Origin of the sequence: Pseudoalteromonas porphyrae, assembly GCF_001298125.1 — a bacterium.
In the GTDB taxonomy this organism is placed as follows: domain Bacteria; phylum Pseudomonadota; class Gammaproteobacteria; order Enterobacterales; family Alteromonadaceae; genus Pseudoalteromonas; species Pseudoalteromonas neustonica.
Map to the genome: position 1 here is coordinate 16,077 of NZ_LHPH01000032.1, position 21,593 is coordinate 37,669.

The 21,593-nt window shown below is 39.3% G+C and carries 23 protein-coding genes and 1 rRNA gene; 12 read left to right on the top strand and 12 right to left on the bottom strand.

All coding sequences use genetic code 11. The annotated features are described in order from the left end of the window. Positions 1-19 precede the first annotated feature (19 nt). Entirely contained in the window at positions 20-472 is a 453-nt protein-coding gene (locus tag ADS77_RS19955; RefSeq protein ID WP_063135625.1) for a DUF4124 domain-containing protein, read from the top strand. Here ADS77_RS19955 and ADS77_RS19960 read toward each other — a convergent pair. Together ADS77_RS19960 and ADS77_RS19965 are read right to left on the bottom strand one after the other, a co-directional pair. Continuing rightward, on the bottom strand, positions 461-1,579 hold the full coding sequence (locus tag ADS77_RS19960) for an aminotransferase class V-fold PLP-dependent enzyme (protein WP_054455967.1): 1,119 nt from the start codon (positions 1,577-1,579) through the stop codon (positions 461-463). The genes ADS77_RS19955 and ADS77_RS19960 overlap by 12 nt on opposite strands. Next, positions 1,580-2,758 (bottom strand): PrnB family protein, encoded by a 1,179-nt coding sequence (locus ADS77_RS19965; RefSeq protein ID WP_054206806.1) that lies wholly within the window; start codon positions 2,756-2,758, stop codon positions 1,580-1,582. It lies immediately after the preceding gene. A 138-nt stretch (positions 2,759-2,896) separates the two neighbouring features. Between ADS77_RS19965 and ADS77_RS19970 the strand changes: the two genes are divergently transcribed. From ADS77_RS19970 to ADS77_RS19985, 4 genes are all read left to right on the top strand, one after another. Further along, entirely contained in the window at positions 2,897-3,355 is a 459-nt protein-coding gene (locus ADS77_RS19970; protein WP_054206807.1) for an Lrp/AsnC family transcriptional regulator, read from the top strand. A gap of 72 nt (positions 3,356-3,427) precedes the next feature. Continuing rightward, on the top strand, positions 3,428-6,142 hold the full coding sequence (locus ADS77_RS19975) for an ATP-binding protein (RefSeq protein WP_054455969.1): 2,715 nt from the start codon (positions 3,428-3,430) through the stop codon (positions 6,140-6,142). 94 nt (positions 6,143-6,236) lie between these two features. Beyond that, positions 6,237-7,496: an alpha/beta hydrolase gene (locus ADS77_RS19980; RefSeq protein WP_316244669.1), complete on the top strand. Its 1,260-nt coding sequence runs from the start codon at positions 6,237-6,239 to the stop codon at positions 7,494-7,496. Then, positions 7,496-8,638, top strand: a complete 1,143-nt coding sequence (locus tag ADS77_RS19985; protein ID WP_054455970.1) for a GNAT family N-acetyltransferase — start codon at positions 7,496-7,498, stop codon at positions 8,636-8,638. The genes ADS77_RS19980 and ADS77_RS19985 overlap by 1 nt, the downstream gene beginning before the upstream one ends. On the opposite strand, the gene ADS77_RS19990 is transcribed toward ADS77_RS19985, so the two are convergent. Further along, complete coding sequence (locus ADS77_RS19990) at positions 8,622-9,215, bottom strand: DUF938 domain-containing protein (RefSeq protein ID WP_054455977.1); 594 nt, start codon at positions 9,213-9,215, stop codon at positions 8,622-8,624. The two genes, ADS77_RS19985 and ADS77_RS19990, sit on opposite strands and share 17 nt — an antisense overlap. Positions 9,216-9,394: 179 nt before the next feature. Between ADS77_RS19990 and ADS77_RS22550 the strand changes: the two genes are divergently transcribed. The 5 genes from ADS77_RS22550 (at position 9,395) to ADS77_RS20010 (ending at position 12,459) form a co-directional block, all read left to right on the top strand. Further along, a complete protein-coding gene (locus ADS77_RS22550) occupies positions 9,395-9,565 on the top strand; it encodes a hypothetical protein (protein WP_167349710.1) in 171 nt (56 codons plus the stop codon). Positions 9,566-9,662: 97 nt separating this feature from the next. After that, positions 9,663-10,028, top strand: a complete 366-nt coding sequence (locus tag ADS77_RS19995) for a hypothetical protein (RefSeq protein ID WP_054455978.1) — start codon at positions 9,663-9,665, stop codon at positions 10,026-10,028. An 8-nt stretch (positions 10,029-10,036) separates the two neighbouring features. After that, entirely contained in the window at positions 10,037-11,413 is a 1,377-nt protein-coding gene (locus tag ADS77_RS20000) for a class II fumarate hydratase (protein WP_054206812.1), read from the top strand. A gap of 117 nt (positions 11,414-11,530) precedes the next feature. Then, complete coding sequence (locus tag ADS77_RS20005; protein WP_054455980.1) at positions 11,531-12,052, top strand: hypothetical protein; 522 nt, start codon at positions 11,531-11,533, stop codon at positions 12,050-12,052. An 11-nt stretch (positions 12,053-12,063) separates the two neighbouring features. Further along, the gene (locus ADS77_RS20010; protein WP_054455982.1) at positions 12,064-12,459 is read left to right on the top strand and encodes a hypothetical protein; all 396 of its coding nucleotides are present in this window, start codon (positions 12,064-12,066) and stop codon (positions 12,457-12,459) included. 11 nt (positions 12,460-12,470) lie between these two features. Here ADS77_RS20010 and ADS77_RS22810 read toward each other — a convergent pair whose 3' ends face one another. From ADS77_RS22810 to ADS77_RS20045, 8 genes are all read right to left on the bottom strand, one after another. After that, positions 12,471-12,656: a hypothetical protein gene (locus ADS77_RS22810; protein WP_082355731.1), complete on the bottom strand. Its 186-nt coding sequence runs from the start codon at positions 12,654-12,656 to the stop codon at positions 12,471-12,473. Between the two features lie 63 nt (positions 12,657-12,719). Beyond that, positions 12,720-13,037 (bottom strand): hypothetical protein, encoded by a 318-nt coding sequence (locus ADS77_RS20015; RefSeq protein ID WP_054206815.1) that lies wholly within the window; start codon positions 13,035-13,037, stop codon positions 12,720-12,722. Beyond that, entirely contained in the window at positions 13,034-13,672 is a 639-nt protein-coding gene (locus tag ADS77_RS20020) for a DUF4178 domain-containing protein (RefSeq protein ID WP_054206816.1), read from the bottom strand. Before ADS77_RS20020 ends, ADS77_RS20015 begins: the two co-directional genes overlap by 4 nt. Positions 13,673-13,746: 74 nt before the next feature. Further along, complete coding sequence (locus tag ADS77_RS20025; protein WP_054206817.1) at positions 13,747-14,439, bottom strand: PspA/IM30 family protein; 693 nt, start codon at positions 14,437-14,439, stop codon at positions 13,747-13,749. 24 nt (positions 14,440-14,463) lie between these two features. Then, positions 14,464-14,877: a YjfI family protein gene (locus ADS77_RS20030; RefSeq protein ID WP_054206818.1), complete on the bottom strand. Its 414-nt coding sequence runs from the start codon at positions 14,875-14,877 to the stop codon at positions 14,464-14,466. A gap of 80 nt (positions 14,878-14,957) precedes the next feature. Then, on the bottom strand, positions 14,958-16,610 hold the full coding sequence (locus tag ADS77_RS20035) for a polyamine aminopropyltransferase (protein ID WP_405630448.1): 1,653 nt from the start codon (positions 16,608-16,610) through the stop codon (positions 14,958-14,960). Between the two features lie 72 nt (positions 16,611-16,682). After that, the gene (locus ADS77_RS20040; RefSeq protein WP_054455984.1) at positions 16,683-17,582 is read right to left on the bottom strand and encodes a DUF350 domain-containing protein; all 900 of its coding nucleotides are present in this window, start codon (positions 17,580-17,582) and stop codon (positions 16,683-16,685) included. 38 nt (positions 17,583-17,620) lie between these two features. Further along, positions 17,621-18,535, bottom strand: a complete 915-nt coding sequence (locus tag ADS77_RS20045; RefSeq protein ID WP_054206821.1) for a hypothetical protein — start codon at positions 18,533-18,535, stop codon at positions 17,621-17,623. Positions 18,536-19,124: 589 nt separating this feature from the next. On the opposite strand from ADS77_RS20045, the gene ADS77_RS20050 reads away from it, so the two are divergent. Together ADS77_RS20050 and ADS77_RS20055 are read left to right on the top strand one after the other, a co-directional pair. Next, positions 19,125-19,493, top strand: coding sequence for a hypothetical protein (locus ADS77_RS20050; RefSeq protein WP_231659118.1), 369 nt, complete (start codon positions 19,125-19,127; stop codon positions 19,491-19,493). 61 nt (positions 19,494-19,554) lie between these two features. Continuing rightward, entirely contained in the window at positions 19,555-20,907 is a 1,353-nt protein-coding gene (locus tag ADS77_RS20055) for a hypothetical protein (RefSeq protein ID WP_054455986.1), read from the top strand. Positions 20,908-21,406: 499 nt separating this feature from the next. Here the strand turns inward: ADS77_RS20055 and rrf are convergent. Continuing rightward, positions 21,407-21,521 (bottom strand): 5S ribosomal RNA (gene rrf, locus ADS77_RS20060). Positions 21,522-21,593: the final 72 nt, after the last annotated feature.

Genomic DNA, 21,593 nt, shown 5'->3' on the forward strand with positions numbered 1-21,593 from the left:
AACGCGTGAGGGATAGATCGTGAAAGTATATTTAAAATGTTTAATGGGGTTACTAAGCTTACTAATTTTGCCTGCGCACGCAGCAGTTTATCAATGCACAATAAAAGGGGTTGCTACATTTAGCCAACAACCTTGCGGCGAAGATGCTGAAATCATCATTATCCCAGAAACCAATAGAACACAAATCGCTAAAAAGGATTCTGACAAAAAAAGTGATGATTCTGTCGAAAATTACATCAGCGGTAAAAAAATTGAGCGCGCGATAAAATTATTGCAAAACGCGCTCTCAGAGCAAAAAATAAAAATAGGTTATATGACTCAAAAAGCGGCAAACCGCTTAGGAGCAGAGTCTATTGCCGATGCGATTGAACAACAAACCATCATTCTTGAAAAAGAAGTGCAGCCTAAAATAGATGAGCTTCAACAGCAAATTGCAGCCTTAAATGTCATTAAAGCTCAACTAGGTCAATAAAGTCCCCTTTATGAGGGTGATAAATCGCTTCATATCAACGTTATCATTATAGATATGCGGCGAAACTCTTACACCATAAGCACGTACGTCAACACTAATATCGGCCTTAGATAAAGCATCAATAATCGTACTTTGCTTTGCACCAAAATCAAATATAGCCGTTGCGCTACAACTCTCGGGCGCTGTTGGAGAAACTAAAAACTCCCCTAATTCTGCATTTAACAGCATCAACAGGGACAAATTATGCGCACGAATATTTTCAACCCCCAAATTAGCAAAGTAATTGATACTATGCCCTGCAATAACAAAAGGTGCGATTGACGGTGTCCCACCCCAAAAGCGCAGTGCCGTGGCATGATATTCAAAATGGTGTATATCGAATTCGAATGGGTTTTCATGAGAGAACCACCCGACATCTTGTGGTTTACACACTTTAAGCTGGGCCTTACTCAACCATAAATAGGCTGCACCAGGCCCCGAGCACAGCCATTTAACACTTGAGCCAATCATAAAATCGACCTTTACTTCACTCAAATCTAACGGTAGCACACCGGCAGATTGCGCAACGTCAACAAGGCTTAAGCTATTGTTCTGTACACAAAGCTCTGCAATTTTAGCAACAGGTGCCTGTTGACCTGTATTTGAGTATGCGTGGCTTATAAAAACTAAGTCGGTATCTGCTGTCAAATACTGCTGCCAAACCGCAATATCAGTGATATCTAAATGTTCGGGAATGAATTCAATCGATGCCGTTTTCGGTAATGCTTTTTGCATTACAAACCCCATACTTGGAAAGTCACTTTGCGCCATAAGCACTTTACAATGATTGTTAAGCAGTCGTGGGTGCGACATCAAAAGCTTTGTTAGCGCACTAGAAAGATTAACTTGTGGACAAAATTGCTCGCTCGGCGAATTAAATAATAATCCTAATGCATGTGTAAAACGTGTAATAACACCAAGCCATTGCTGCCAAGGTTCTTTATTAGTGTTCTGCCAAGGGGCAAAAAAGTGTTGATTAAAATCAGCTTGGCTACTTTTTAATGATCGCCCCACAGAATGGTTTAGTAAGTAGCAGCCTGATGTTAAATTAAAATCATCTTTGTACATTTACTTTTTCATCCATTGCTTTAGCTGTGTTAAATCATCAAAACGGGTTTTTATATCATCTCGCTGCGCGGCAGCACGGCGATCTCTTAATTGCTCGAGTGAATCAAGCAAGATATGTAATGGGGGGCCACTCGCCGTTACCTTATTTATATGTTGTTGCTGCATTTGCTGCGCAGGCTGTGCAATAAACTTACTCACCAACTGATTGTGATGGCCTATCGCTGTATCGCCATGCAGCTTGCATACTTGGATAAATAATTGCGCATTGGTTTGAAACCACTGACTGTCGCGCTCACTGCCTGCGGCTAAAAAGTCATCCATAATGCTCGGCATACGCATACTTTCACGCAAGGTTTGCTGATCTTCAGGCATCATATATAAAAACTTATCCACCAGCATTTGTGAATAGCTAGGCTCATTTGCAAAGCATAATCCCAACAACATATCGATTACATTTATACCTGCAAAATCCCCTGCATTCGCGCCACGATAAACCTCCTTTCCCACTCGATATGGCTTATAATATGGCCTAACACAAAAGAAGAATCTATCGGTATCCAATTGACTATAGAGCGCATTATTTGATTCAATAACCTCAAGCAAAGCCTGCTTCGCAACTTTAAGTAAATCTGCACATAATGGGTGCGAAATTCCCAATGGTTGAATTTTCAATAATGCATCAGCAACACGCTTATACGCTAAAATGCCCTTGGTGTTGTAATCAATAAACAGTTTCTCATCCGGTAAATCAGTAAAGCGTTTATATAGACCATTGACGGCTTTATTATGAGTTGTTAAATGAGCTGTAGCAAAACGAGGGGTAACTCCGATTGAAGCGCCAATATGCATAGCTAAGGCTGATGCTTCGACTAGTGGTGAAGTCGTTTCACGTGAAGGCTCTGTGATTTCATGTCGTCGACAAGCCCCCATAAATAAACCAACATTACCCAACAGATCAAACGCACTATCAAAACCTTCATCCGTATTACCCTCAGCCAGTAATTTACGAATATGCGCATTACCTTCCATTTCTAGCTGATGCTTATATTGCTCACCTACAAATTCAACATTTGCTTTGTCTTCTTGTTGCCAGTAGATGCTTTCTAGCTGATTATTTATTTCCACAAAGCGGGTTCTGAGCCACTCGTCAAATGCTTGAGTATTTTTGCTCACAGACATAACTCCACACCTAATTATTATTGCATTTATGTTAACAGATAGCATAGAGTACAAATCAACAAAACCGCCAATAAAAAACCAAACTATTAGCAGAAATCACTCTATAATATTAAAAAATAAAACTAAATCACTACAAAAATGAACCTAGATAAAAAAGATCATCAATTACTTCGGTTATTACAAACTCAGGGACGCACTTCCGTGTCAGAGCTAGCAACACATGTTAACTTATCGGACACGCCTTGTTTGAGGCGCATTAAAAAGCTTGAATCTAGTAATGTTATTTGTGGCTATCATGCAGCGTTAAACCCGCGAGCGTTAGGGCTAAATGTTTTAGTTTACGCATTTGTAAGATTAAGCCAAAATTCAGTGGGTGCGGCTCAAATGTTTGAAGAGCAAGTCGAAAAACTAAACCATGTACTTGAATGCTCTGTTATTTCTGGGAGCTACGATTATTTACTTAAAATCATTGCCGCGGATTTAGAGAGCTACGAAAGTTTTGTAAAACATAAACTCGGTAGTATTAATTGCATTGCCAATATTGAATCTACCGTCGTGTTAAAACAAACATTTAGTAAAAAACAATTACCCTTGTAAAAAACATCGCAGCTCAGTCGCAATTCGCTATACTCAATAAACTGTTGTAAATAATGACTCATAAGGAAACATGTGAAAGTATTTCGTTCAACATCCAGTTCATTTTGCTTTTATGTGCTTTTTGCCCTCGCCTATTTTATTATCGGTAAGCTACTAACTAACTTTGCGTTTCAATCTCAAGTTATTCCAATTTGGATCCCTGCAGGTATTGCTTTAGTCGGCTGCTTTATTTGGTGGTGGCGCTTTATTCCTGCTCTATTTATTGCTTCAGTTACATTTAATTTAAGTATTGGTGATAGCCCAATAGGCGAAAATGCTTTAATCGGCAACACCCTTAATGAAGTACTTTTAATTGGCTGCGGGGCTGTATTGCAAGGGATCACTGGTGCTGCAATCTTAAGATACTGGTTAGGCCACCCTCTGTATTTAAAAACTCGCTTAGCAATCATTTATTTTATTGCGGTTGTTGGTATTGCCGTAAGCCTTATATCAGCTAATATTGGTGTTTTTGCACTTAGTGCATTTAATCCGGCATACAGCATGGTTAATCATTGGCAAAATGTGACTTACTGGTGGTTAGGTGATGCACTTGGGGTTCTTATAACAACCCCTGCTTTGCTCGCACTATTACAACCTAAATTTAAACAACACTATGTAACCCCCCTACCTACAGTTTTTGTATGTTTCGTACTGTTCATTTCGGTCGCATCAACAACTAAGCTATACAATCAAGAAAGTAAATCAAATGCCTTACAAATTGCAAAACGCGAGGCACAAGTAATTGAAAATAGTTTATTTAGATATCTAAACCGTAGCCAAATTGCTGTACAAAGCTTAGCAAGCCAAATGCAAGCATCCCCAAATTTAAGTCAGCAAGAATTTCATAACTATGCAGCTGAGTTACTTGCTCAACACACCTTTATTAAAGCCCTGTCTTGGAATATAAAAGTACCTCAGGCAAGAGTCGATGATTTACGCAAAGACCTTGCTGAGATTTATCAAACTGACGTGAAAGTCAAAGGTGAGCCCCTTACTTCAGACGATCCTTTAGTCGTTGTAAAATATATCGCACCTTTAGAAGGGAACCGCTCCGCGCTTGGCCTAAATGTATTTTCTAATCCAGCTCGTCGTGCCACGCTACTCGATCCTAATATCAAATATCAGCCCGTTGGCACTCAAATAATAAACCTCGTCCAAACCAAAGAGCCAGCGCCAGCTTACTTACTTTTTTCACCTGTCTATCAGCAAGGTACACAAGATGATCCAATAAAAGGTTATGCAACAGGTGTTTTTTTAGTTCGAAATATTATTGATCAAGCGATTAATGATGAGCAAAGCAATATGTTTAATATTGCTTTATTTGAAGATCAAGCAGACACCCCTTTCTATCTAGGAAATAAAAATACAACTGTAATCGGTGATGATTTTACCACTATAAAAATTAGTTTTTCAGGACAAGTATGGCATTTACAACTAGCAATAAAAGATGAGTTTATACCTCACCAAGCAAATCACTTAACGTTGTTTTTGCTTATTCTACAAGTGGTAGTGAGTACACTTATTTTGCTGGTTTTATTATTATTCAACCATCAACATATTGCATTATCGCGTTTAGTTACCGAGCGCACACGCTCATTAGTACGCGCTAAAAAGCAATCTGATTTAGCAAACCAAGCTAAAAGTCGCTTTCTCGCCAATATGAGTCACGAAATTCGCACTCCACTTAATGCTGTTATTGGTTTTTCGACGCTGGCAAAAAAAGATGATGACGCTAAAACATTAAATGGCTACCTTCAGAAAATAAATTTAGCGTCTAAATCACTATTAAGCCTTATCAATGATGTGCTGGATATTTCTAAGATTGAATCACAAAAATTAACACTGGAATTAAGCCCATTCGATTTAAATAACTTACTTGATCGTATTAATACTATGTTTGAACAAAGTGCACACAATAAAAAAATAAACTGGACTATGAACAATCAACTGCCAACAAACACCTGGTTTGAAGGCGATGCTATGCGTATTGAGCAAATATTATTAAACCTATGCAGTAATGCAATAAAATTTACCGCTGAAGGTGAAGTGAGTGTCAGAGCGCTTGCCAAACAAGTTGATGATACTCGTATGCAAATAACCATCATCATTAAAGATTCTGGTATTGGTATAGAGCCTGCTGATCAACGCAAGCTTTTTGATGCATTTACACAAGCCGACAATTCAACATCAAGACGCTTTGGTGGCACAGGTTTAGGCCTAGCAATTGCAAAGGAATTAAGCTTATTAATGGCTGGCGATATAACACTAAGCAGTGCTAAAGGAGAGGGCTCTACATTTACTTTTACCGTGTTACTGAATACATGCGCACCGATAGAAAAACCGCAAAAAACTCAGAAAAAGGTTGATTTAAGCACCCTAAGAATATTGGTGGCAGAGGATAATCAAGTCAATCAATTGGTCATAAAAGCAATGCTGAGCGCACTTAAAATCACCCCCATAATTGTTGAAAACGGTGAGCTTGCTGTCGCCAAAGTTCAAGAGCATGATTTTGACTTAGTGCTCATGGATTGCCAAATGCCCATTATGGATGGCTACCAAGCAACAAGCTTAATTCGTAAAATTAAAACGGCCGAACAATTGCCAATCATTGCATTAACAGCAGATGTAATGCCTGAAGATAAAGCTCATGCATTAGCCATTGGGTTTAATCAACACCTTGCAAAACCTCTCGAACTCGATAAGCTAACCGAGTGCCTAACCAACTATGTAGATGTTTATGAGCCTTAATGGAATATTGCTAACCCTTACTTTACTTGTCACCTCTAATATTACTCTCGCTCAAACTAACTGTATTAATCAGTTAGCGGATCTAAGTTATATTATGAAAAGTAAACAACAAGGCCTGTTAAGGTTTGAAAGTAGCCGCCTTGCTACCGATTTTTCGTATCAAACGGATCTCGCATTTAGTGATTATTTAGCGTTTGCATATCAATATATTTTAGCTAAAAATCCACGTGCATCTATGCCTTGCCCTATTTTGACTGACACCTATCAACACCTAGTTAAACAACAACAGCGAACAAGCACACCAAATATTGTTGATTTGATAGCGCCATTTGAATTACGCCAAAATAACAATCATAAAGCCGTGTTATTAATACACGGGCTCACTGATTCGCCATTTACCTACCACGATCTAGCCCAAATTTACTTTCAACAAGGCTATACAGTTCGAACTTTATTATTACCCGGTCACGGCACTGCCGCTGATGCGTTAAGTAATATAAACGCCAAGCAATGGCAGCAAGCAACAGCTTATGCAATCAAGCGCACAGTTAAAGATTTTGATCAGGTGATTTTAGGGGGCTACTCTACGAGTGCCGCACTTTTACTTAATTACTTAACAGTGCAACCAGTTGACTCGAAAATAAAAGCGCTTATGCTGTTTTCACCCGCGACAGAACCACATAATAAAAATGGCTGGCTTGCCAAGTGGATTGACCGTATTCCCTTCATTAACTGGATAGATAAAGATGCCGATATTGATTTTGCAAAATATGAGTCATTTCCATTTAATGCAGCAACCGCCGCCGATGATGCAATGCACTCTATCGCGTTATCAACATTAATAAAACGGCCATTACCAAACTTGCCTATTTTTTCAGTGATGAGTGATGTCGATACCACGATAGATACTCGTGCGTCGCTGCAGTTATTAACGGCATTACACGATGTAAAAGCACGCCCAGCTAACCGTTTAGATACCTTGGTTTATTATGGTGATGCAACAAAAATCACCCGTGACTTTCCCGATGATTACACACTATTAAACCCGCAGTGCAAAAGTTCTACCTGTAAAAACATTCATGGCATTTCCCATATCGCCGTCGTTAACTCACCAAACAACCCTTATTATGGCATAGCTGATGTTTATCGTAATTGCGGTAGTTATCTTGATGACGATGCATTATATAAGCTGTGTAAAACAACCAAAACACCTAATATTGGCGAGCGTACTGCTGAGAATATTGCCGCATTTCCAACCTTTCAACGCCTGACTTATAACCCTTATTTTACTGAGCAAGCACATTATATAAAACAGTTTATAAAGCAGGTTGAAGGCTTTCAAGGTAATCAATAATGACCACATTTAGTCACCGCTGGCTAGCCAGCATTAGTGAGATTGAGGCTGGCGTTTGGCAGCAATTTTTTACCGATAATCCCTTTACGAACCATGCGTTTTTATTTGCATTAGAACAAAGCCAATGCGTATCTGCCACGACTGGTTGGCAACCACAACATTTAGCTATTTATCAAAATGATATTTTGGTGGCACTGGCCCCCGGTTATTTAAAAAGCCACTCATATGGTGAATATGTGTTTGACTGGGCGTGGGCGCAGGCGTATGAAAAGCATGGCCTAGAGTATTACCCTAAATGGTTATCGGGCTCTCCATTTAGCCCTATTGAAGGGCAGCGTATAGCGATTGACCATGCGCAACCAGATCAAGTATATCAATACATTACTGCGCTTTTAACAAAGCAGTGTGAACAACAAGGTTGGTCTGGCTGGCACATTAACTTTTGCACACAGCAGCAAGTATCACATCTCACCTCTCATCAAGGCATGCATCGTACTGGTGTGCAGTTTCAATGGCAAAATCAAAACTACGCTACTTTTGATGATTTTTTACAGCATCTGACCGCGCGTAAGCGTAAAGCTTTAAAAAAAGAGCGCAGTAAAATAGCACAGCAAAATATAACTATTAACTGGTTACAGGGCGAACAAATCACTGTAGAGGTGATGAGCCAGTTTTGTGAGTTTTACCAACGGACTTATTTAAAGCGCTCTGGCCACATGGGCTATTTAAACCATGATTTTTTTATTTTACTGCATGCCTTAATGGCCGAACAACTGGTGATCATGCACGCAATACATGATGGTGAAGTCATTGCAGCAACGCTGAGCTTTAAAAGTAGTGACACATTATATGGGCGCTATTGGGGAGCCGTTGAAGAAGTAGACTGCCTGCACTTTGAGCTTTGTTATTACCAAGGTATTGAGTATTGTATTAAGCACCAACTTAGCTGCTTTCACTCAGGTGCGCAGGGCGAGCACAAAATAGCCCGTGGTTTTGCCCCAGTATTTACCCACTCAGTGCATAATGTGATAGATAGCAACTTTCGCCCTGCAATCGCAGATTACTTACAACGTGAACGCCAACATATACATATCTATCACCAACAGTGCGCTGAGTTATTACCTTTTAAAGCAGACGTTTAAAAATTAATAACTGATTATTGGCAGGCATAGCGATATCTTCAACAAACGTTAAACCTGCTTTTACGGCTAATTGCTGTACCCATTCAAAATCACGAATGCCGCTTTGCTCATCTTGCTGCTTTAAAAACTCATCAAAGCGCTGATTACTTTCACTAGTAAAAGCGCCATTGTATTTAAACGGTCCATAAATACACACAATGCCTTTTGCGACTAGATGCTTGCTCACGCCAGTAAAAAATTGCTCAACCAATGGTTTACTCACGATATGCAAAGTATTGGCGGTATAGATTGCGTCAACGGTACTTACAGGCCATGGATTATTTAAATCTAGCTCAATGGGGGCGTGTAAATTACTCAGCTGCACTTCATCAATCCATTGTTTAATGCCATTGTGATTCACAAGGCGATCACTGGTGTGCCATTGTAAATGAGACAAATTCGCAGCAAAATGCACGCTATGTTGACCCGTACCAGAGCCAACTTCGAGTACGCTTTCAGCATGCGCCAAATGGGGTATGATGCCACGTAATATTGGGCTCTTATTGTTTTCGCAGGCTTGTGAGAAAGGTTTTATCATATTGCAGTGCACCAATATTGGTAAATTATGCCCCCAAGTAAAACAAATATCCTTCATAATGTCGCGCAAAAAAACCACATTTAAAGTAAATGTTTTAATATTCAATGTAGTAAAAAAAAGATTTAATCATGGTATGGGTTATGCACTCTCTTAATCGAATCAACGAAATGGAGAAAACTATGTATATATCCCCTTACACCGCTCTAGACGCTGCAGTTGCAGCAAGTGAAAAACCAGTGACTGATAAACTAGGCAGCGATGAACGTGCTACTGTAATTGATTTACTATCACAAAAAAATCAGGCATTAACACATGAAACCGACCAAATATTTATCCTTGGCTATAATTAAACAACTCGCCTCCTGTCATTATTTACAATTTGTGACTTGCACCGAAACCGATTAACTGTAATGATAACAATTATCGTTACAGTTAATCGGTTTTCTTATGCATGAACATCAAGCTATGCTTTATTATCAACAGCAAATGAAATGTGTTTGTCAACGTCCGGGGCTACATGCTCCCGCGTTAGTTGCAAATTATATTGAAGCTGGTTTGAGTGCTGCACGCTATTACGAAAAAAATAATAGCATGCTATTACAAGAGCTCTATCTAAGACGTACTTTTCATGAAATCCTCAACAAAATGTGCGACTCTTTAATTCATTGTGCCATTCGTAAGCAATGTTTAGAGCAACTGTATAAACCTTTACTGGCGTTAAAGCGCTTTTATAGAAGCCATAATAGTACCGGGAAATACCTCATATTAGAGCGTGAAGCCCGTATTCTCAGTCACGAATTCAACCCTTTCTAGGAGCTTTTATGAGCGAATTTAGAACCGAATCAGATAGCATGGGCGAACTACAAGTCCCTACAGAAGCACTTTATCAAGCGCAAACTCAACGAGCTGTAAATAACTTTCGCATTAGCGACTTAGTAATGCCAAAACAGTTTATTACTGCTCTTGCGTACATCAAACAAGCCGCAGCTCAAAGCAACAACGAACTTGGTCATTTAAGTAAAAATAAAGCACTGTTAATCGAACGTGCATGCCAAGAGATCATTGATGGTCAACATTTAGAGCACTTCCCTATTGATGTGTTTCAAACTGGTTCAGGTACCAGTACCAACATGAATGCGAATGAAGTAATTGCAACACTGGCAAGTCGTTATGGTGATGAAGTTATTCACCCTAACGATGATGTAAATATGGGCCAAAGCTCTAATGACGTGATCCCCACAACCATTGCGGTGAGCAGTGTTATAAACGTGGTGTATGAATTATTCCCGGCGCTAGATCAGTTATCACAAACGCTAGAGCGTAAAAAATCTGAAGTGGGTGACATTGTCAAAACTGGCCGTACCCACCTGATGGATGCCATGCCAGTTACATTCGCGCAAACTCTTAGCACGTGGCAACATCAAGTTGATACTGCGATGGCGGGTATTCGCTTCAGCTTAGACGGCGTGTCAGCTTTAGCGCAAGGCGGCACCGCAGTTGGCACTGGTATAAATGCTGATCCTCTCTTTGCGGAGCAATTTTGTAAAAACCTCAGCGCCAATGTTGGCGTACGTTTTACACCGAGTAAAAACTTCTTTTATAATATTGGATCGCAAGATGCGATTGTTGCTTTATCGGGGCAATTAAAAGTACTTGCCGTCGCACAAATGAAGATAGCTAACGACCTACGTTGGATGAATTCCGGCCCGTTGGCGGGCCTTGGTGAAATAGAGTTAGAAGCATTACAACCTGGCTCTTCAATTATGCCAGGCAAAGTAAACCCTGTGATCCCTGAAGCGGCTGCTATGGTCAGCGCACAAGTGATTGGCAACGATGCAACGATTACAGTTGCAGGCCAATCAGGCAACTTTGAGCTCAATGTCATGCTACCTGTGATCGCCTATAACATTTTGCAAAGTATCGAACTGCTAGCAAATAGTAGCCAAGCCTTAGCCGATAAAGCAATCCGCTCTTTTAAAGTTAATCAAACTAATATTGATAAAGCACTCGCTAAAAACCCAATCTTAGTAACCGCACTTAACCCTGTAATTGGCTATGCTAAAGCCGCTAAAATAGCCAAACAAGCATACCAAGAAGGTCGCCCAATACTCGATATTGCCGAACAAGAAACAGATCTATCACGTAGCGAGCTGGAAACTTTACTTAACCCCGCAAAGTTAACTCAAGGCGGGCTATAAAAAATATTAAACCCGTCCACAGCGACGGGTTTAACCTTTGAATGCCATAGTTTTTATTGCTGTGTAATCTGCAAAGTGTATGATGGTGATTACTTGTTCATCACTGTGAAGGTTATTATGCGCTTATCTCTTATCGCTGTTTTGCTGCCGTTATGTTTATCTGCATGCTCAGATGCTGGTACATCAGGTTCTAACACTACAAACTCTGTGGCTGAAAACTCTGACACTTCAGAGCACGCTCAACTAAGCCCAGCTCCCGCAGCCCTTATTAAAGACAATCAAACAACTAAAGTAGACCCACTAACAAACGTTGTAGCCAGCAAAGAAAGTCTTAGTATCGCTCACCAACAGTTAAAAGATTTAATTAGCGATCCACAGTGTGATGACCATACTCAGTGTAAAATATTAGCTATTGGCAGTCGTGCTTGCGGCGGCCCGAGTAGCTATGTTGCTTATTCAACTAAATCAGCCGATGAGCAAGAAGTGCTCGCATCAGCAAAGCAAATCACTTCATTAGAAAGCCAATTTAATGCGCAAACGGGTATGATAAGTATTTGCCAACACCTAACTGAACCAAGTGCTCAATGCATTGAAAATAAATGTGTTAAACTTGAAGGCTCTGCAGCAAGTGTTTATTAAGGGATAATAGTATGAGCCGTTTTTCTTATTCTAAATTATTAGCTACCGCAACTGGTTTGCTGATGCTCAGTGGCTGTGCTAATACTGCTGGCTCTTCAAAAAATAATAATGTAGATTTATCTAAATCTAACAAAGCATTGGGTGAGTTGATCCAAGAAAATAACTGTACAGCCAGCTTTCAATGTAAAGTGCTTGAAGTCGGGCAACGTGCCTGCGGTGGGCCGAGCCGGTATGTAGTCTATTCAACGTTACAAACGCCACAAGAAAAAGCAGAGCAATTAGCACGTCAAATTACTGCACAAGAAACGGCTGAAAATAAAGCGAACGGATTAAGTGATTGCTTACCGATTTTACCTATTCAAGCATTATGCATTGCTCAGCGGTGCCAGTCTTTTGACCTGAAATAATATGGTATTCACTATGTTATTAATGGAAGCAATGAGGAAATCACTACAACCGCCACGATGCAAACCCCGGCCTTAAAAATATACTGTACTGGCATTTGTTTTTTTATCCAGTAGGCATAAATAAATCGTACAAAATAACTTGCTGCAGTACCAAATAAAGCAAATATTAGTAGGTAGGCGATTAACAGTATATTCACGGCAGCTCATTCTTTAATAATTTAAGCCCTCAGTGTAAGGGCTTAAATTCAATAAGGCAAAGCTTAGCGCTTACTTGTGTGTGCAATTAACAGTTCAGCAACTTGCTGTTTTACTGCGCGCTTATCATCGACTGCAACCCCAAAACGATCTGCAAGTAAGGCGATCTCTTCGTCATTAAGATTAAACGACAATCGCTGCCGCGTCTTTTTTGATTTTACATCAAGAGCCAAAATTTTACGGATCATATCTGATGGTGTCAGTTCTTGGTCAATCGCTTGTTTTTTTATCGATTTTTGTACTTCACTGCTTAAATCAAAGGCCATTTGGGTTGCTCTAACCGCTTGCTCTTGGCGCTGCCATTTAGCCTTTGCATCACTCACTTTGCGTCTCCAGGAAACAAATCAACAATATCACTCATTGGACGCGTAAGCGTAAGTGATACCTCTGTTTCACCGCCATCCCAAATTTCAATATTTAAGCCAAAGCCTTCATCGGGCGATGCTAAACAGATCATCTCACATGGTTCACCACCTTCTTGCTCATAACGAGGCAAGGTTTGACCACGGTAATCTTTATTATGAAAATAACAAACATAAGGCGACTCACTTTGTTGATAGCTTTTAGCTAAAAACTGCATGTGGCGCTCAGGTGTATTTTGTACATCAATTTGTGTCAGTGAATCTTCATCAAAAATACGCGAAAACTCATCTAAGCCAAAAATCTCTTCAACTTCATCGCGCTGAATCTTTATTGAGAAGTTAGCCCACTCCTCACCATCGTCTTGCTCAATTTGTAAAAAAACAACTTGGCCACTGTTTGTTTCAAGTACAAATTCAGTATCACTGCTGTGCTGATATTGATACGTTTGAATATCAATAACACGCAATGTTTCGCCTTTTAACCACGAAGGGTAAGCAAACGAATCAATAACGCTAAACATGTCGCCTTTTTTAAGTTCGCTGGCATGATTAAGCTGACGCTCTGGCTCTTTTTTAGATTTAAAAAAATTAAACATAGGAGACTGCCTTTAAGCAAAAAAGGCAACAAGGCCGAAAGCCTGGTTACCTTTTTAAAATATGGACGTAAATATTAGCTATTTTGCTTCGCTTTAATGCGAGCTAAAATATCAGCGCTTTTTGGACTTGAATCGCCAATGCCTGCTTCAGCCATTTTTGCTTTTAGATCATCGCCGTTTACATCAGACTCAAGCTGTTTAGCTGCACCAAGCTGGTCGCTACGATCTTGCTGACGTTGCTTAATACGCTCTAAAGATTGACGAGCCGACGTCATAGACGAGCTGTTTGTATTTAGCGTGCTGTTAACAGCCATTGTCGCTTGTTGAACGCTTTCAGTCGTCTTAACCATAGTAAGCTGACGTTGATTTTCTTTGATCGATTTCTCAGCGTCTTTAACTTGCTGCTTAAGGGCAACAATGTGGTTACTAAAACCCGATAATACTTGTTCGTTTTCAGCTTTCTCAGCTTCAAAATCACCAATTTTTTCTGCAATTTCTAGCGCCAACGCTTCGTTGCCCTTTTCAAGCGCTTGCCCTGCATATGCTTCATGTTCAGCGATTGATGCATCTACAGCGCTAATTTTACGCTTAGTTTGCATTTCTTTAGCCATTACTTCCGTAAGGCTTTTCTTAGCGCGGTGAAGAGCATTTTGCGCGTCAGCAATTTCTTGCTCAAAAATACGGATGCCATTTGCATCTACAATTGCTTCGCCTGCTTCACGAGCGCCGCCACGTACTGCTGTAAATAATTTTTTCAAAATACTCATAATCTTAACTCCACTAACTAGCTATTAATCATTTAAATACAAAGTCACGGCTTCTAGTGCATCTATAGCGTTATCTGCTAATGTCACTAGTTCGTGGGTAACATCATCTAATGATGAGTTTACCGACAGTGCACCAAAAATCGCGTATTTGTTATCGATTTTAGCAAATGCACTCAGCGGAATTGGCACGTTTAAACGTAGTAATGTTTCGTTTAATTCGTTGCGTAATTCACTTTTAACTTCATTTTCGTCAAACAAGTAGCTAATACATAATAACTGCTCTTGTGTTTGCGTAACAAAAATTGGAAGTTCATCATTTCCATCAACAATGACTTGTAACACATCCTGCTCACCTGGATTGGCAATCAAGAAAGATTCAAAGTTAGCGCCTTCAGTTTCAAAAGCCGCTAATTTTATTGAAAGTTCGTTTAATTCCATGTCTGTGCCTTTTTGTCGTTTGACATATTATGTCTGAGTTAAGATTCGCACGGACGACATATTATGTCAACCATGTTTTATTAATTTTTGTATAATTCGCTTTCTACCTGCCACGCACTTCGGTAATAATCATACAAAGTACCTGTGCCTAATTGATTGACTTCAATATCATTTATTTGTTCAAAATAATGATTTGGAAACACAAATGAAGCCAATAAATATTTTTGACTGATCCACCTAGAAGCAATAGGTAGCGTTTTTATATCGCTAATTCTGGCACTGGCAGGTTTCCCTGCGGTTGTTGCAATCGTCCAGCCCCACTGACCAAAAGACGGAATATTTTGCTGATACTGCTCAACATGCTTAAATCCAGCTGCTTTCACTGTTTTACCAATGCTTAAAAATGCGTTTTTAGCATGGTACGGTGACGTTGACTGCACTGCCATGGCCCCATCAGCAGCTAGAAGTTGACGCACGTGATTGTAAAAATAATCACTATACATTTTATTTAAGTCGGGATGGTTTGGATCCGGTAAATCAATAATTATAGTATCAAAGCGCTCCCCTTCACCGAGCAACCGCTCGACTTCTAAGAATGCATCACCAACAATGATATTAGCTCGCGGATCTAACATCGCATTATTATTAAGCTTACTTAAACGTGCAGTGATCTCAGCAGGTGCAATAAACTCATCACTTGGATAACCAAATAAATCAAGTAGCTGTCCATCTAAGTCAATTAAAGTAACTTTTTTAACGGGCCATTTTAGTGCATCTCTTAATGCTAAACCGTCGCCACCACCCACAATCAAAATATTATCATGACGGTTTGAAGCCAACATCGCAGGATAAACTAACATAGAGTGGTAAATCTGCTCATCAACACTAGAGAACTGTAAACGTCCATTTAAATAAAGATCTGTAATAGGCTCTGGCTGATTAAGGCTTAAACGCTCTGTGAGTACTAAGTGCTGATATTTAGTCGCTTCAGAATAAATAACTTTATCCTTATACAATACGTTACTTAAATTTTTCATCCAGCTACTGCCAAGCACTAAAATAAAAGCAAATAGCACGAGCAAAAGGATATGGCATACAAGTAATAATTTGGCGAAACGTACATGGGTGTGATAACGCCATAAAAATGCCAGCCCTGCAATAATATTAAACAAAGCGGTCCATGCGGCTGCTTGCATAATCGGCATAGACAGCATGATACTCACCCAAATAGCCGCGCCAATACCGGCACCAATATAATCTGCACCATAGATAGTGCCTGCATTATTTTCTAAAAAGCGGCCATAAACGTGCTGACGAATACGCGCTATTAACGGTATTTCCATACCAATCAATAAACCAAGTAATAGGCCAAACACATAGGGTAAAAATCGAGACCAATCTTGAAGCTGTTGGAACACATAACCATTTAATATGGTATCGGCAGGTAAATTGAATATCTCAGAAAAAATATGAGGTAATGAATAGCTTACAGCAATGATACTCGCTATTGCTAAAATACAACCCATACCAACAAGTGCAATCAAACTCTCTAGCCATGCAAAAGCGGTAAACGCATCTTTAAACCAGCGCGCTAAAAATGCACCGATCCCCATAGCAACAATCATGGTGCCAATCATCGCATAAATAGCACTTTCAACAGAGCCTAATACACGCCCGGCATAATGCGACAAAAGATATTCATATATAAGGCCACACCCGGCAAGTACGGCCATAACAGTAATTAATAAAAAATCATGCCCAAGTAAGGCGTACTTACTTGGGCTTTGCTTAGAATGTGACAAGTTTTATGCGCCTAGTAATGTAGCCATGGTAACACCAACAGCAAACGATACCGCTGCTGAAATAGCCGCTACGCCTACATTTTTCTGACGGTTAACTTCATCTGAAATATCGCAACCTGATAGAATAATTTTGATTGTGATCAGATGTAACACTATAAATACAAGCAGGCTTATCATTGCGCTTACAGCCCAGTAAAGCAAACTAGCACTAATATTATCAGCAACATACGGTGCAATACCTGTTGCAGCAGTAATCGCAAGTGCGCTACCGATTAGGAAACCAGCATAACGAATCCCAACAGCCAAATTGCCATCTACAATAGCCTGCTGCAAACAATCGCCGCTGCGATTTGTACGCTTAAACAGTTGCACTCGATACTGACTTACTAACAAAAGTACAATGCTACCAATCACAAATGCAGCAATAACAATTGGAAGTCCATACCAACCATCTGTTGCGACCCAAAATAGTGCAGAACGGATGACAATTGCAACACTCACAACATGGCCAAAATCAATCACTGCCGCTGTGACATTACCTTTTACTATCTCATCATGTAAGCTAACTTTTCGTAAAGCCACTTTATCCTGAAAAAAGTGCCCTAACTTAATTAGGGTAATTGCCAATAAACCGTAAGCCGTCATTTGCAGCGCTTCTTGCTGTAGCGTTGCAGCAAATGAGCCACTGCTTACACCAGTTAAAACAATGGCCAATGCAACTAAACCAGCAGCAAAACTAATTCCAAACGCAAAGTTATCGCGCTCTGTAATTTCATCATTCGCGTGTAAGTTTGATACCCAGCCTTTGATATATTTTAGACTCACAAATAAAGCGATAATAATTGCGAAATCGATCGCTATCGCTTGTAGTGACCACATTGTTATTCCATTAAATTCGTACATATTATTTACACTCCAACACTAATTCTTTAAATAGCCGTTTACTTACCGCGACTTACGCCACGAGAGGTTCTATTATTGCTGTTTCTCACCGTTCCAGAGCCTTTGCTATAACTACTACGGCTTTTAGGTGGCGTATAACTGCTGCGACTTAACCCTGATGCACCTGTCTTTTTAGAAGCATACGGGCTTGAGAATTGCTTACCTTGGCGTTGATATGATTGTCTGGTGCGGGTTTCAACCGCAGTTTGCGCTTTAATTTGCTTGGGACTAGAGTAGCGTGAGCGCCCATAATCACTGTAATAACTATATTTACGACGTTTACTCCAGCTACCATATTCAACGCGATCAAACACATCACCTAAAATACGATACATGCCGTACCACTGCCAAAAACTAATTCCGTTACTGTTAGTCTGCCAATTGCCGTAGTTAGGATTGCCGACTAGCTGATTACCTTCACCAACGCCTTCAGCCTGTTGGCTAATTGCTCCAACTCGTGCTAAAGAGCCCCCTGACATATCAGCAAGCATATTAATCGGATCAGTCAATGCATCAGCAAACAAAGTAGGTTTGACGGCATCGCGCAACAAATCTAAATTTTGTAAAGAATCTTCATAAGGAGGGATTAAATAAGTGCTTTTTATATCGGTAAGACGCTGTGTCAGGCCAGCATAAAGTGCACCTTTTTGAGTTGCGTCTTGTGCTATAACAGATGCAACCTGTGATAACTCCGGTTTTTCATTTGCGATAATACGTGCATATTCACTCAATAGTGTCGCATTACGAATTGAGCCATTATCCAATGCTTTGCCGAGTTCATTTAACTCAATTTCAGCTTTAGCAATAGATTGTTGAATTGTTTGTTGCAACTGCTCTTCTTTCGATTGGCAGCCCATAAGCAAGCTTATCAAACAAAACAGGCTTATAAGTTTCCAAGCTTTTATATTCGACATTCATGTCACCTGATTTTCTAAATTAACCTGCCTAGTTTTACACAGCTCAGAAAGTAAACCAAGGATGAAATTGCAACAAGATGATATTTTCTAAAGGTCAAAGCCTATGTTTTACTGCACTCAACTTTTAATTAGCTAGATGGCAACTAGAAGGTGACACGAGCTCCCCCTCATAGCCGACAAACACTCTATACGATAACCCCCTCAAAAATTTGAAGTGCTCTGCTTTATAAACATAAGCTCAGCGAGTTAATCTAGTAATGGTTTTTGCAAATTTAGTTGGACGCTCTCTCATTTGAATTTAAAAACTGCTCAATTAAAAATGGATACTTAAATGTACAAATACCCAATACATAGTATGACCCTATCTAACTAGGCTGAATGATTTATTCTTATTACATTGACAATGTTGTCTCATTAAAATAATTTAAAAAGGTACAAAACCAAAAATGAAGAACTCTTCAATTATAATAAGGAATTTTTAATGAAGAAAATATCCATTGCCGCTTTTCTAATGTCTTCGCTATTTTTAAGCAGTCAAACATTCGCCGCTGATTTCTGTATAACTAAAGAGAAGTAACCAAGCAGGATGCTAGTATTAAGCTCTGCCGGTGGTTTGTCATCGTCCCTATTTCCTATACTGCATGGCGATTTAAGAGATATTCCACTTGAGAGTAAAACAGGTAAAATTACTGGGATTAATTACACATCTGCAAATTACCCAGATTCTTTTGGCGAGATTGTTGAATTGTGCTTTTATCGAGCATATAACAACAATCCCGTTAAGTGCGAACCAATTGTGCCAAACTCTACTGGAGAGGTAACAGTATTTAATGGTGAGAGCTTCAAACCAGGTATTCAAGTATCAATTGTTCATAGAGTTGAAGCAACTGGTACTTTCCATTATTCAACACCAAATAGAATAGAAAGTATAACTTTTAACTACACAACTAACTAATTAACACCTTAGACTCCAAATTTAATCAAAGGAGTCTATTTTCGTTTAGAGGGTCAATAGTATGGATATACCTGATATCAAGAGAAGTTTGTTAAATGCGAGAAAAGCTTTTCCTCAGCCACAATCTGACCCCAAAAAAAGTAAGGATATAGAAATACATGCATCGGTTTCTTCATTATCGTCGAAATTAAGTAAGGCCAAAAGCTCTATTGATATTTCTAAATTAAGTCAGCAAAATTTATCTCTACATAAGGAAATACTCTCTTCAAATGCAAAAATAAATAGTGATGAGGTTGCCACAGCAAAATGGGAATTTGAACATTTATCCAAATCAAAACTTGAGACGATAGCATTAGACACAAGTAATACATTTAGCAGCTCAGAGAGAGTAGCTGCATATGAAAGATGGCACACACTTGATCAGCAAAACCTATCAAATCTAAAACGAGACAGCCTTAAATACGAAAGTAACGTTACCGCACTAGCATCATTTGAAGAATTACTATCATCTCATACGAACTCTTTTTCTTTTTTTAGTAAAGCGATGGTTTCCGATGAATATAGCTCACAAGCAACATCACAGTTTGAGTCTATTTTAGATGCACGGGATTTAGAAAAAAGCAAAAATATAAGCAGGTCTGAGCATTATTATGAAACTATGGTGATGGATATTTTTGGTGGTACTGAATCAGAAATTTTAAGCGGCACTGATGGGATGTCCTTATCTAACTTAATGCGAAGTTCTTATGAGTTTTTGACACAAGGAGATAGAGAACTATTAGCTAATATCTATGAATATGCTGATAATAATAATATAGATTTTAAGTATATACGTCAGTTTGCCAGTGATCTTGGTGGTTACAGAATGCATGACGATGGGAAGATACTTAATAATTTTAATAATGGCCACTTCAACGGTGAAGGATACCAGCTTGCTGTCAGCTTTACGGATAAAGATCAAGCTACGATAAATAATATCCTTGATAGTCAGAAAAAACTATCTTCATCTGATATAGATGAGGGGTTCATTTCGTTTATGACTGAGCCAGGCTTAAGTGCATTGTCTCATCGGGGTAGTTACCAATTTTTACAACATATGATAGAAATAAAAGCGAGAATAGAGCCAAGTCTTTCAACTGAAAATTTTAAGGTTTTTGAAGGCTTTTCAGGGGTTGATGATCGATATGTTATAACGACTTCTGATAAGCGGCTAATTAGGCCAGAACCTGATGTCATTTGTAAAAATGGTACCTGTGAAGTAACCGAAAAAGGTCTTAAAAACAATGTTACTTTAGAGGAAAATAAAGGCAATCCTATATTAGATCTTAAATCTAACTCAATAAGCTCCCTTTTAGAACTCAGAGTGAACAACACAACCGAAAATAACATTTTATTTCAATGGCTTGCTGATTGAAGTCAGATTTACTTTAACAATCTTGTAGGCTAAGACCACAATAAAGTATAACACCTGTTGCTTTTACAACAGCCGTACGGTTTTTAACTTTAAGAAATTGGCGAACAATTTGATAGCAAGTCTTTAATCGCGCATCTTTGGTGTAGTGTAGGAAAGTTTTGAATGTTGGCCAATTTTGCTCACAAGTAGCACATGATTAAAATAGATCATCAATTACATGTGATTAATATAAAGGGGTTAAACTGCTTTAAAGGCGTATTTTGACCTCTGAGGAGTTCGTGGTGTTCTTTTATGCCTTCAGGCTAAAGCATGACCTACAATAAAATACCTGCAAGTTGATTGTAAAACCGTCGGTCGTGATTTATCGCAACAGCCGATATATGAGGGTGTACTGCTTTCAGGTGAACGCCCGAGCGACACTCGCCACCTTGCTCGCTTTTTCACTTTCCTGCAGACGTAAAAAAGCCCGACTCTATGAGTCGGGCTTTCTTTATTTGGAGCCTGGCGATGACCTACTTTCACATAACAAATGCTACACTATCATCGGCGCTGTTTCGTTTCACTACTGAGTTCGGCATGGGATCAGGTGGGTCCAAAACGCTATTGTCACCAAGCAAATTTGGTATTAATTCGCTCTTTCGAACCAATTAATTAAAATTTGGAAAATGCTGATAATTGTTTTCTTA